Here is an 11,025-nt window from a genome sequence, read left to right on the forward strand (position 1 = left end):
TTTGAGTGCCCTGAGGGAAACGTCAGGAGTAGAACTGCTCAAATTCGGGGAAAGCTAACGGCTGCGCAGTGAGCCCACGCCAATCCCGAGCCAAGCCGACCCCGGAATGCTCCGGTGTCGGAAGGTGTAGAGACTAGACGGGCAGCGCCTAAAGCCGTTGTAACGGCCATGGCGAAGGGATAGTCCAGGCCACAAACGACGCCTGTCGTCGGCGGCGAAAGCCGTAGAGGGTATGAAAATCTCTCGATCTTACGATCGTGCGGGTTCAAGTCCCGCCGTCCGCACCACCTTTTTTATACAGCGCCATCATCGCGGCCCCCAATCCAACCTACCCAGCGCTTGCCCCTGTATGACCACCGGGCAGCTCGGACAGGCCGCTGAGTAACCCCACCCCCGCCTTTCTCAGTTCAGCCTTGCATACCCCCTGGAACATTCGCACCAGTTTTACCGCAAAGGCGAAATCATTGCATAATCTGCGACACAACCATGGCCCATAGCGAACCGGCAGTTGTTTTTCACCCGGTGACCGGGGAGATTTTAGGACCAATCCCCACTGGGGCCGGACCTGTCTCAATAGGATACCCATATGAACAAGCATGAAAAAATCAACTATGTGGAATTCCCCTCGACAGATTTATTAGTCACAAAGGAATTTTTTGCGGGAGTCTTCGGCTGGACCTTTGAGGACTTTGGTCCGGATTACACCGCGATTCAAAATGCCGGGCTGGATGGCGGCTTCTTCAAATCAGAACAAGCTGTCTCGACGGAAAATGGCAGCGCGCTCGTTGTGATCTACAGTAATGCGCTGGAGGCCACACAAGCAAAAATTGAAGCCTTTGGCGGAAAAACAATCAAACCCATATTCTCTTTTCCCGGCGGCCGCCGTTTTCATTTTAGCGATCCCAATGGCAATGAATATGCCGTTTGGTCCGATATCAGTGCATAGCCGCAGGAATCAGTCTGCAACAGCAAACTGATACAGCTTCCCATTCGGCATCGGGGCCTGCTTCTGGACGACCTTTCCTCACCGACGCAAGCCGGGCAGCAAAGCCTCGCAGGCTGTTAAAATTAGAAAAATTTTGACGCCTGCTACCGGAATATGGATGTTCCGGCAAAATCAACGACGCCTAAGTCGTTGGTTTTAGGAGAAAAGTGAAAATTACATTTTTCGCTTTTCGTGTTTTGAAACAGGCAGGATGCCTTTTTCAACATCCTGGTAGTGCCCAGTGCTTCCGCACAGACATGGCATCGCAGCAGGCTGAGTAGATTCCAAAGGCCCAGCCCCAAACATTAGGGGCTGTTCACACTAACTGTGTTGGCCCTAGCTATTTAGTGTGTATTGAAATATGTATCATGCTTAGCCTGGGCCGCCCTGTCCTGCTCACCTTGATAAAACCGGACAAACTTCCTATCAGACGAACTCAAATAGACCCACCCTTCTTTCACCCTAAACCAGCAGTCTCCGGATTTTGAATAAACTTTCGGAAAACTTCCCCACCCACTTTCGGAAACAGAAAATTCTGAGAAACTATCAATCGCATGTTTTTCCGCATCGAAATCCGGGGCATCGTAAATTAGAATCGGGGAGTTTCTCAGGAATGACTTGTCCGCTTCCTTATACTTATAGCAGCTTATGGAATCAAGGGAACGATCAAACCATAAATATTTTTCCGCCCCCTCAAAATTGTATACTGTGCAGTCGTTAAACTGTATTGCCCAGAGCTTCCCCTTATCAAAACCGATATACCCAATGGCTTTAGTTGCAGAGCCCTCGCCCAATTGCGAACCCATCAAAGCCAAAACAAGAAACAAAATCACCAATCGCATAATTTAATCAATCGATCCCTTTAACCCTTGTATAGAACACCACATAATTCCCATTTAAGCCAATCTCCCGGGCGGATCGGCCCTCAACGGCTCCAGGAAAGGATACCCGCCAGGCTTCCACCAATTGGCTAACCGGCCTGCTCCCTCAGTTCTTTTCTCATAGGAACAAATTTGATTGACAGCTTAGAACCCAAAGGGTACTCGATGGCCTCACCTGGCTCAAACCCATGACGGGCATAAAGCCTCTGACCTGGAAGCGTTGCCATTAGTTCCAAACTTGAAAAACCCTTCTCTCTCGCGGCTCTCTCACACCTTTCCATTATCATGGACCCGATGCCCTGGCGTGCATAAGAGGGCTTTACAAAAAATGCCCGAATCTTTGCCGGATCAACTTGTGGATTCAATAGTTTTGAATCCCTATTGCTTTCGCTATCATTTCCAAAAAGAGTGGCGCGATAGCTCCAGCCACCACAGCCGATCAAATCCGCTTCATTTTCCACGACGAAATAGCTTTTATCACAAATCAGCTGTGTATCTACCCCCCAAGCCGATAATAGCGCCCCCTTGATTTGCTCCTGCGAATAGTCATCGGCCGCCAGGATTCGCACAGATTCCTCTATCAACGGCCGGATTGCAGGGATATCAGATTCCTCTGCCTCGCGAATAGTATATTTCATAAAAGAATGCACCACTCTTCATGCAGACGCCATCGCCGCGATGATATCGGCTGTTGACTTACATCGAAAATCGCAACTTAGGCCCTTTTATTACCTGTCCTGACCTTTTTCACGTTCAAAAATGACCATCATAGAACTCGACTCACCAAATCCTACCGCAGGCAGCACAACCTGATGCAATCTCCACCCCTGCTCCCCCTCGGCATTTAATAAACTCTCTACGTCCGGAGTGCCAGTCTTAAAAAGCCCTGTCTTGAAGGGCAGCTCTATGGTCTTGTATTCGTACTTTTTCATAAAAGAAGACGCCTCGTGGTCCAGATCACCCCTTCAATTGCAAATGTCGCCGCTAGTACCCTCCCGGTCTCAAGAGAAGCTGTAGCCTCCTTTCAGGTTGCAGTATACGGGGGAATTGGCACAGATCAACGCTCCATCCACCCACATCCCGGAGAGAAACGACCTCCCTTTAGATCTCTGCCCGCTGCCGGCAGCTTGGTGCAAAGCCTGTACGCTATAAGCTACAAACTGATTCGTTCAGATTCCACATAGGCTCTGAAGTTGTCCAGGATCGCCTGCCAGCCGTTGCGCTGTACATCAATGGAGTTCTGCGCTTCGGCATCGAAGACTGTTGTGACTTTAGTACCACTGCCCGCTGGCTCGAATGTTATTCTGACCCTGCGTCCGTCGGTCATAACAAACTCAAGCACTTGATGAGGCTGCAGCTCGCCATAAGTCCTCTCAAAATCAAAGCCGTCGCTGCCACCCTTGGCCTCCATCCGTGCCTTATAGGCACTCGCTACCTTCAAGTCGGCTTCGGCGCTGGGGCAGCCACAAATCATCGGATGCAAAGTTCCAATGTGTAATATGCACGGGCTTTGTATAGGTCTCCCACACGGTTTCGACGACAGCTTCGATGGTAGTGTCTATGGAAATTTGTGGATTGTTCATATTCCCATCTCCACTCTATTTGACAGCCGCCTGACAGGGCCGAGGCCTGTCAGCCGATTCCTACTTCGGCGAGTTTGTACGGGCGACTCCGGAAAAAGAGAACGTCCGTCAGGACCAGGCGAAAGTCCATCCCCACCCCACTATTGCCTTAGCAGCTTGTTGAAAAAGCCCTCCCTGGCTTTCCTCGACCCGGGTTTGCGGCGCATGTCCGCAAACCCTCCACGACAAATCAAGCAGTTACATGCTTGATTTGCGGCCCGAACATCCCTGTCCGGGACAGCAGACTGTTGACACTAACTGAGTTGGCCCTGTTGTGACAGAGACGGTGCCAATCGAGGCAAGAGAAGCGCGGTTTGGTTCTTCCAAATGAGCGACGAGCAACTAAGAGTGGCGCATTTTCCGGCACAACCCGAAGGGCAGTCTCAGTTAGTATCAACAGGCCCTAGTTCAACGATCGGCGCAAAGCCCCCATAGATCAGGCGCTGGCCATCGAAGGGGGCCGGATTCTTCTCGGGATGCATCCGCGGGTCGGCCTTTTCTGGGTCCTCTATCCACTCGTTCATCTTTTTCATGCCGGCGTCGCGGGTTTGCTTGTCCGGCCACTCAATCCAGGAAAAGACAACTGTCTCGTCATCCTTCGCCTGTACCGCCTTGCGAAAATCCGTGACCTTGCCGTCGTGCACATCGTCTCCCCAACACTCGATCACTCGCGTTGCCCCAAGATCGGTAAAAATACTGTCGCCCAGCTGGGCATGTTCAATAAACTGCTGTTTTTTTGCCGAGGGTACGGCGATTACAAAGCCGTCTATATAAGACATGAACTCCTCTCCTTTAAGTTAATTTTTTCTTTATCTGTGAAGATACGTCAAAGATCCATTCCCTTGCGATCTTTGGCGCCGATTACAGCTATTCGTTCCCCGCCGGGATTACCCCGGTAACGCTTTTCTATGGACTCAACTCAACCCCGCCGCCGCTTCGAGACCGGCGATGTCGATCTTCTTCATGGTCATCATCGACTCCATCGCTCGCCTGGCCTGAGCGCGGTCGGAACTGGTGATTAGTTCCATCAGCCGCCTTGGAGTGACCTGCCACGAGTACCCCCAGCGATCCCTGCACCAGCCACAGTCATTTTCAGCCCCACCATTGCCAACGATTGCGTGCCAATAGCGGTCTGTCTCTTCCTGGTCGTCGGTCAATAGCATAAAACTTACCGCCTCGTTGGGCTTAAACGCCGGGCCGCCGTTCAACCCGAGAAAGGGCCGGCCAAGAAGGGTAAATTCGACCGTCAGCTCACTCCCTTCCGCGCCGCCTGGGAAGTCGGATGGAGCAGGGTTCACTCGATCGACACTGCTGTCGGGAAAGGTAGCTGCGTAAAATTCCGCCGCCCTCATTGCCTCGCCATGGTCGAACCACAGGCAGGTTACAAGATCCGTCACGCCGGCGATCCCCCTTGAGCTTTGCCGCCCTCGTAGTTAAGCATCCAGGGCGTGCCGTATTTATCGGTGAACATGGCAAAGCGTTCGGCCCAAAATGTCTCCTCCGGTGGCATTTCTATCGATTCCGCTTCCCTCGCCAAAGCCGTGTGTAAACGGTCGAACTCCTCCCGTGATGTCGGTGCAATCGAGACGTAGAAGCCCCGGGGCTTTTGGTACATATCGTCGGTATTGTCGGAAGCCAAGACTAAGGTATCACCCAATGACATGGCCATATTCATCACCATATCGTCACTTCCAGGTATTCGGTACTGGGGATCGGGAACATCCGCATTTCGAAATACATCCTTGATCTCGCCACCCAGAATCTCCGCGTAGTGCGTCATTGCCTCCAGGCAATTGCCTTTAAAGAACAGGTAGATTGTCGGTTCCATCTCTTGTTGTCTCCTCTGCGACTAAACTGCGGTTTTGAAAAAGTTTAAGCACCATAGACCTGCTGTGTCAGGATATCGACAAGGCAGGGGCCTCCGCCAGGCCGCCCTCAATAACCCCCTTGTGAAAGTCCACATAGCCCGGCAGCCGCTCAAGTGAACCATCCTATTATTGATAGGCTCTATTGGCAAAAGCAATAGTGATGGTATCGGCCCCGCAACCGGCGACAATGGCGTCCAAATTATCCTTAATGTTGGACTGGCGTATGGCGAGTCTGGGCACAAAGTATAAATACCTTAATTGCGGTATTTAGGAAACCTCTGAAGCTTATTAACCCGGTAACCCAATCGACAACCACTCTTCGATTGGATTGCCAATTTTGAAAACCTGTACCACTAGCAGGCTGTTGAAATTCGAAGAATTTCGACACCTGCTACCGGAATATGGAGGTTTCGGCAAAATCGGCGACACCTAAGCCGTTGATTTTGGGAGAAAAGTGAAAATCACATTTTTTCTTTTGGTGTTTTGAAACAGGCGGGATGCCTGTTTCAACAACCTGCTAAGCAGAATCGTTTACTTCTCGCAGGCTTGCGTCGGCCTCAGTCCGGGGATGGCATACTCTTGTACCATTTTGCGCGGCAACTTATTGAGTGGTCGGACTAATAAATAGACTCCCCGAAGCCACCACTGCCCTCCCCGACCTACACTCCGATATACCTCTTGGTGGAGCCATTCCTGACCCGGTACTCCAGGCAGCCAAAAGCGAGTTAATCATCAATGGCTTGGAAAAAGACTTTCCCAGACTAATCAATTGACGCAACCTGTTATTGCCGAAGTGGTTTCTACTACAACAGAGACAGCGCATTTATTTGTGAAAAGAATCTTTCTTAAAAAAATATATCGGAAATAAAAAAGCCCGCATTGAGCGGGCTGGGGAACCATAGGAACTGTAGATCCATCTCCAAAAAGTTGCCGATAAAATCCTTCAGCCGATAAAAATAACTGACAGAATAAATTGTCCGATCCAGAGAAATTCAAATGCTCTATAAAACCAGAAATCTGCTCCAGATTATTCTTTACAAAACAGTCAAGTAATTAAAGTTGATTAACTACAGTACCAGAGGACTTAGTTCCCTTAGTGCACTTCGATATCATAGTTACCTTGCAGTGATGTTTGAAATGGCCGCCTCTGGTTTCTCTTTTTGTGCAGCTTTTCTCCGTCACTTCTACCGTTTTTTCTATCACCGTTGCATGATTTTTATAACCGCAGAGCATTATCAGCCTTGTATGCGCATTGGTTTTTGCACTGTCCAGGGCGGCCTTGTGACTGTAGTCTCCAATTTGGGTAGAGCCTCCCGCCGAAACCCAGGATTTGTTCTGCGCCATTGCAGTCGATGAAACTGCCACAAGTAAGAATAAAAATAGTTTCATATTTTCGCCTTTTACAATTTTACGTCTAATAAATTAAAGTTTACATCACCCGCAAGAAAAGATTTACATTAGTAGCGAGGGCTCTTTTAGCCAGTAAATTATGCTTAACTAAAATTCAGGTTGTGCCTCATATTTAAGTTTTCTTACGACCTCACAGGGGCCTTTCATATCTGCTTCAACCTCAAAACCACTATCTACAAAAACAAAGCGCAGTGTACCTGAAGTCCGGTCGAGCGTATATGTAAGAGTATTTATACTACGCTGCTTTAACTCGATAATTTCATTGGACCAGGACCCCACAGTATTAGTGGTCTCCAAATTCATATAGGCCGCAAAAGTGATGGCTTTATTTGCCTTATAAGTACTATAACGCATGCATGGATAATGTGTGCAAGCTCTTTTTTCATTTTCATTAAACGTAATTTGATATTCTTGCGTATTTTCGCGACCAAAATACTTCCCGCTGATAGTACATACCAGTTTGATATCATTAGCCAGGGCAGGCGTTGAAAACAAAAACAAGAATACTGCTGCAAATCTCATTACCTTCCCCAGATATTAGAATTGAAATATTTTATTCAGCAACCAACCACTAAACTGTTTGCAACTCATCTCTTCGCCTGTTTATACAAAATAATTAAACCTATACCCAAGCCAAGAATTCTCTATTAAAATTTAAGTTCTTTTTCATTTTGAAATTTCTTTACTACCTTACAGGGGCCTTCCATATTTGTCTTAACTTCAAAATTCCTACCTCTGAAAACATAACGCAATATTCCTGAAGTCCTGTCGAGCGTATATGTATGAGTAGCTTTACTACGCGACTTAAACTCGATAATTTCCTTGGACCAGGACTCCACGGTATTAGTGGTCGGCCTATTCTTATAGCCCTCATAAGTAATCGATTCACCCGCTTTATAAGTGTCAGAACGCCTGCATGGATAATTCGTGCATACTCTTTTTTCTTTTTCATTAAACGTAATTTGATACTCTTCCGTCTCATCAACACCAAAAGATTTACCACTGATAGTGCATGCCAGCTTGATATCATTAGCTAAGGCAACGGCCGAAAACAAAAACAAGAATACTGCTATAAATCTCATTACCTTCCCCCGATATTAAAATTGAAATATTTTATTCAGTAATCAACCACTGAACTATTTGCAACTCATCACTTCGCCTGTCTATACTAACTAAATAAACCGATACCCAAGCAGAAAATTATTTATTAAAATTTACGTTCTGTTTCATTTTCAAATTTCCTTACCACCTTACAGGGGCCTTTCATATCTATTTCAATCTTCGAATCTCTGTCTTCAAAAATATGGCGCAGCGTCCCTGAAGTCCGGTCTAAAGTGCGACGTATAGTAACTTGCCCATCATAGTTTCTTAATTCAATAATATCTTTAGACCAGGTAGTGACCGTATTGGCATTCTCTCTATTCCCATAACCCACATAAGAAATTGTTTCACTTGCCTTATAAGTGTTGGAACGCTTGCATGGATAACCTGTGCAAATCCTCTCTTCGCTATCATTAAATATAAATTTATACTCTTGTGTCTTTTTCCCGTCGAAGTACTTCCCGCTAACATTACATACCAGCTTGACATCACCAGCCAAGGCAGCGGTGGAAAACAAAAACAAAAAAACTGCTAAAAATCTCATTCATTTACCCTATTTATTGACTTGCAATATTTATTTTCGACAATCTACACATTTTTTAAATCGACATCTGCACCAGGAATTCGCTATTAAAACTTAGCCGGTTTTTCATTCTCAAACTTCTTAACAACCTTACAGGGGCCTTCCATATTTATACGAACTTCAAAACCACTATTCTCAAAAACATAGCGCAGCCTCCCAGAAATCCGATCGAGAGTCCAAGTTTTGGTATTTTTATTACGCTGATTTAACTCAATTATCTCTTTGGACCAGGTCTCCACAGTATTAGTGGTTTCCCAGTTCTCATAGCCTGGAAAAGTAATCGCTTCATTGGCCTTGTAGGTTTTGGAACGCTTGCATGGATAATCGGTACAAGCTCTTTTTTCACTATCATCAAATATGATCTTATACTCCGTTGTATCTTCCCGACTGAAATACTTGCCGCTGATAGTACATACCAACTTAACTTCACTAGCCAAGGCAGCAGTTGAAAACAAAAACAAAAAAACTGCTAAAAATCTCATTCAATTACCCCATTTGTTGATCTATAATATCTATTTTGGCAACCTACACATTTTTTTAAAGCAACATCTACACCAGGAATTCTCTATTAAAACTTAGGCGGTTTTTCATTATCGAATTTCTCGACAACCTTACAGGGACCTTTCATATTTACCCTAACTTCAAAATTCCTATTTATAAAAACATAATGCAGCACTCCCGAAGTCCGGTTGAGAGTCTGCTTTACAGAAACTTCTCCATCGTAGTTTCTGATTTCGATGAGTTCTTTGGACCAGGAAGTAACCGTATTAGTGTTCTCCCTACCCCCATAACCTACGTAAGAAACCGTTTCATTCGCCTTATAAATATCCGAACCACTACATGGATAACCTGTACAAATTATTTTTTTACTGTCGTCAAATATAATCTTATGGTTTTCTGCAGTGTTCTTCCCGAAATTCTTCCCGCTAATCGTACATACCAACTTAACTTCACTAGCCAAGGCAGCGGTGGAAAACAAAAACAAAAAAACTGCTAAAAATCTCATTCACTTACCCCATTTGTTGATTTGCAATATCCCAATTCAATAGTCATTGCCTTTTCCGACGCCACACCTATTCCAGGCAGCCTCTATTAGAATTTAGACGCTTTTTCATTATCGAATTTCTTGATGACCTCACAGGGGCCTTTCAAATTTACCCTAACTTCAAAATCCCTATTCATGAAAACATAACTCAGAGTTCCTGAAGTTCGATCCAGAGTGAAGTTTCCAGTAGTGCCTCCCTCGCGGAATCCAAATTCGATGATATCTTTTGACCAGGTCTGTACGGTGTTACTAGCTTTCGCATTTTTATAACCTGCGTATGAAATTGTTTCATTTATTTTATAAGTATCAGCACGCTTGCATGGATAACCTTTGCAAATCCTCTCTTCGCTATCATTAAATGTAAATTTATACTCTTGTGTCTTTTTGCCGTCGAAGTATTTCCCGCTAACATTACATACCAACTTGACATCACCTGCCGAGGCAGTGGTGGAGAACAAAAACAAAAAAACTGCTAAGAATTTCATTCACTCACCCTATTTGTTGATTTGCAACATCTCTATTCAGTAGTTTACTTCTTACCCGAAAGCGACAAGTGGCTAACCATCGGGCCCAGCATTTAGAATCTAGGTTGTGCTTCATTCTTGAATTTCTTTACAACCTTGCAGGGACCTTTCATATTTACATCTGTATCAAAGCGATATTTCAGCACTCCGGAAACACGGTCAAGTGTGTACCTAGCAGTCCATCTACTGCGACGTTTTAACTCGATGATTTCCTTGGACCAGGAAACCACAGTATTATTGACTTCCCAATTCTTATAGCCTTCATAAGAGATTGTTTCATTTAGCTTATAGGTTCCTGAAAGCTGGCACGGATAGCCAACGCAAATTTTCTTTTCGCTATCGTTCAATGTAACCTGTTTTTCTACTGTTTTTTCTTCGTCGAAATCTTTTCCGCTGATAGTACATACCAACTTGACATCACTAGCCAAGGCAGCAGTTGAAAACAAAAATAAAAATACTGCTATAAATCTCATTCATTCCCCCCATTTTTTTCAATAAAATCCCCACCAAACAACGTGAGCCTTATCTTTTGGAGACAAAAAAGCATCATTAAGTCCGGTACTCCCAGCAGCGCCTTGCGTCGTATTACGCCCCCGCCGTCACTTTACAGGGTACCATAGCAATGGCGCTAATTACCACGGTTCTTGCACCTCCGAAAGGGAGGAATTGGTGTTTTAACAGATGGTGAATTCAAGGAGTGATTCATCCGCAAATGCTTCCACAAGCTTACAGGAATCCTTCCTGGATTAGTAACTTGAATGGATAGGTCCCACTACCTGAATCCGCTCAAGGGTCCTGCGATCCGTGTATGAATCACACCTGAATATAGTTGTATTTATGGGATACTATTAACCCGGCACGCTTATAGTTCTTTACGCCGCATATTCAATAGCGGGATGCCTGAAGTAGGACGCTACCCGGGCTGGCATCTTCTGTAGTTTCCTCATATGCGATAATGCTTTTCCCTTTAGCTGTTCTTTTGACCGTGCCGGTTTTCCGCTATGCA

At 45.7% G+C, this 11,025-nt stretch carries 16 protein-coding genes; 1 reads left to right on the forward strand and 15 read right to left on the reverse strand.

What is annotated here, in order from left to right:
- Positions 1-586 precede the first annotated feature (586 nt).
- Positions 587-946, forward strand: coding sequence for a VOC family protein (locus tag ABVT36_RS08690; protein WP_368456204.1), 360 nt, complete (start codon positions 587-589; stop codon positions 944-946).
- 383 nt (positions 947-1,329) lie between these two features.
- Here the strand turns inward: ABVT36_RS08690 and ABVT36_RS08695 are convergent, their stop codons facing one another.
- The 15 genes from ABVT36_RS08695 to ABVT36_RS08765 form a co-directional block, all read right to left on the reverse strand.
- The gene (locus ABVT36_RS08695) at positions 1,330-1,827 is read right to left on the reverse strand and encodes a hypothetical protein (protein ID WP_368456205.1); all 498 of its coding nucleotides are present in this window, start codon (positions 1,825-1,827) and stop codon (positions 1,330-1,332) included.
- A 128-nt stretch (positions 1,828-1,955) separates the two neighbouring features.
- Entirely contained in the window at positions 1,956-2,504 is a 549-nt protein-coding gene (locus ABVT36_RS08700) for a GNAT family N-acetyltransferase (protein ID WP_368456206.1), read from the reverse strand.
- Between the two features lie 90 nt (positions 2,505-2,594).
- A complete protein-coding gene (locus ABVT36_RS08705) occupies positions 2,595-2,798 on the reverse strand; it encodes a DUF4177 domain-containing protein (protein WP_368456207.1) in 204 nt (67 codons plus the stop codon).
- A gap of 221 nt (positions 2,799-3,019) precedes the next feature.
- Positions 3,020-3,340: an SRPBCC domain-containing protein gene (locus ABVT36_RS08710; protein ID WP_368456208.1), complete on the reverse strand. Its 321-nt coding sequence runs from the start codon at positions 3,338-3,340 to the stop codon at positions 3,020-3,022.
- 531 nt (positions 3,341-3,871) lie between these two features.
- On the reverse strand, positions 3,872-4,267 hold the full coding sequence (locus tag ABVT36_RS08715) for a DUF1428 domain-containing protein (RefSeq protein ID WP_368456209.1): 396 nt from the start codon (positions 4,265-4,267) through the stop codon (positions 3,872-3,874).
- A gap of 135 nt (positions 4,268-4,402) precedes the next feature.
- Positions 4,403-4,885: a VOC family protein gene (locus ABVT36_RS08720; RefSeq protein ID WP_368456210.1), complete on the reverse strand. Its 483-nt coding sequence runs from the start codon at positions 4,883-4,885 to the stop codon at positions 4,403-4,405.
- Positions 4,882-5,316, reverse strand: a complete 435-nt coding sequence (locus ABVT36_RS08725; RefSeq protein WP_368456211.1) for a VOC family protein — start codon at positions 5,314-5,316, stop codon at positions 4,882-4,884. The genes ABVT36_RS08720 and ABVT36_RS08725 overlap by 4 nt, the downstream gene beginning before the upstream one ends.
- A gap of 1,093 nt (positions 5,317-6,409) precedes the next feature.
- Positions 6,410-6,745, reverse strand: coding sequence for a hypothetical protein (locus tag ABVT36_RS08730; protein WP_368456212.1), 336 nt, complete (start codon positions 6,743-6,745; stop codon positions 6,410-6,412).
- Positions 6,746-6,853: 108 nt separating this feature from the next.
- The gene (locus tag ABVT36_RS08735; RefSeq protein WP_368456213.1) at positions 6,854-7,288 is read right to left on the reverse strand and encodes a hypothetical protein; all 435 of its coding nucleotides are present in this window, start codon (positions 7,286-7,288) and stop codon (positions 6,854-6,856) included.
- Between the two features lie 125 nt (positions 7,289-7,413).
- The gene (locus ABVT36_RS08740; protein ID WP_368456214.1) at positions 7,414-7,848 is read right to left on the reverse strand and encodes a hypothetical protein; all 435 of its coding nucleotides are present in this window, start codon (positions 7,846-7,848) and stop codon (positions 7,414-7,416) included.
- A 125-nt stretch (positions 7,849-7,973) separates the two neighbouring features.
- Positions 7,974-8,411, reverse strand: coding sequence for a hypothetical protein (locus ABVT36_RS08745; RefSeq protein ID WP_368456215.1), 438 nt, complete (start codon positions 8,409-8,411; stop codon positions 7,974-7,976).
- A gap of 86 nt (positions 8,412-8,497) precedes the next feature.
- Entirely contained in the window at positions 8,498-8,932 is a 435-nt protein-coding gene (locus ABVT36_RS08750) for a hypothetical protein (RefSeq protein ID WP_368456216.1), read from the reverse strand.
- Between the two features lie 86 nt (positions 8,933-9,018).
- Positions 9,019-9,456, reverse strand: a complete 438-nt coding sequence (locus tag ABVT36_RS08755; RefSeq protein ID WP_368456217.1) for a hypothetical protein — start codon at positions 9,454-9,456, stop codon at positions 9,019-9,021.
- 86 nt (positions 9,457-9,542) lie between these two features.
- Positions 9,543-9,980, reverse strand: coding sequence for a hypothetical protein (locus ABVT36_RS08760; RefSeq protein WP_368456218.1), 438 nt, complete (start codon positions 9,978-9,980; stop codon positions 9,543-9,545).
- Between the two features lie 92 nt (positions 9,981-10,072).
- Positions 10,073-10,492 (reverse strand): hypothetical protein, encoded by a 420-nt coding sequence (locus tag ABVT36_RS08765; protein WP_368456219.1) that lies wholly within the window; start codon positions 10,490-10,492, stop codon positions 10,073-10,075.
- Positions 10,493-11,025: the final 533 nt, after the last annotated feature.

Source organism: Microbulbifer sp. TYP-18 (assembly GCF_040932045.1).
GTDB lineage: Bacteria > Pseudomonadota > Gammaproteobacteria > Pseudomonadales > Cellvibrionaceae > Microbulbifer.

Bases quoted from the DNA above. Each gene is read 5' to 3' on its own strand.
- ABVT36_RS08745 (WP_368456215.1), bottom strand. From the start codon at position 8,411: ATGAGATTTTTAGCAGTTTTTTTGTTTTTGTTTTCCACCGCTGCCTTG.
- ABVT36_RS08730 (WP_368456212.1), bottom strand. From the start codon at position 6,745: ATGAAACTATTTTTATTCTTACTTGTGGCAGTTTCATCGACTGCAATG.
- ABVT36_RS08705 (WP_368456207.1), bottom strand. From the start codon at position 2,798: ATGAAAAAGTACGAATACAAGACCATAGAGCTGCCCTTCAAGACAGGG.
- ABVT36_RS08715 (WP_368456209.1), bottom strand. From the start codon at position 4,267: ATGTCTTATATAGACGGCTTTGTAATCGCCGTACCCTCGGCAAAAAAA.
- ABVT36_RS08735 (WP_368456213.1), bottom strand. From the start codon at position 7,288: ATGAGATTTGCAGCAGTATTCTTGTTTTTGTTTTCAACGCCTGCCCTG.
- ABVT36_RS08690 (WP_368456204.1), top strand. From the start codon at position 587: ATGAACAAGCATGAAAAAATCAACTATGTGGAATTCCCCTCGACAGAT.
- ABVT36_RS08725 (WP_368456211.1), bottom strand. From the start codon at position 5,316: ATGGAACCGACAATCTACCTGTTCTTTAAAGGCAATTGCCTGGAGGCA.
- ABVT36_RS08765 (WP_368456219.1), bottom strand. From the start codon at position 10,492: ATGAGATTTATAGCAGTATTTTTATTTTTGTTTTCAACTGCTGCCTTG.
- ABVT36_RS08760 (WP_368456218.1), bottom strand. From the start codon at position 9,980: ATGAAATTCTTAGCAGTTTTTTTGTTTTTGTTCTCCACCACTGCCTCG.
- ABVT36_RS08755 (WP_368456217.1), bottom strand. From the start codon at position 9,456: ATGAGATTTTTAGCAGTTTTTTTGTTTTTGTTTTCCACCGCTGCCTTG.
- ABVT36_RS08750 (WP_368456216.1), bottom strand. From the start codon at position 8,932: ATGAGATTTTTAGCAGTTTTTTTGTTTTTGTTTTCAACTGCTGCCTTG.
- ABVT36_RS08700 (WP_368456206.1), bottom strand. From the start codon at position 2,504: ATGAAATATACTATTCGCGAGGCAGAGGAATCTGATATCCCTGCAATC.
- ABVT36_RS08710 (WP_368456208.1), bottom strand. From the start codon at position 3,340: ATGATTTGTGGCTGCCCCAGCGCCGAAGCCGACTTGAAGGTAGCGAGT.
- ABVT36_RS08740 (WP_368456214.1), bottom strand. From the start codon at position 7,848: ATGAGATTTATAGCAGTATTCTTGTTTTTGTTTTCGGCCGTTGCCTTA.
- ABVT36_RS08695 (WP_368456205.1), bottom strand. From the start codon at position 1,827: ATGCGATTGGTGATTTTGTTTCTTGTTTTGGCTTTGATGGGTTCGCAA.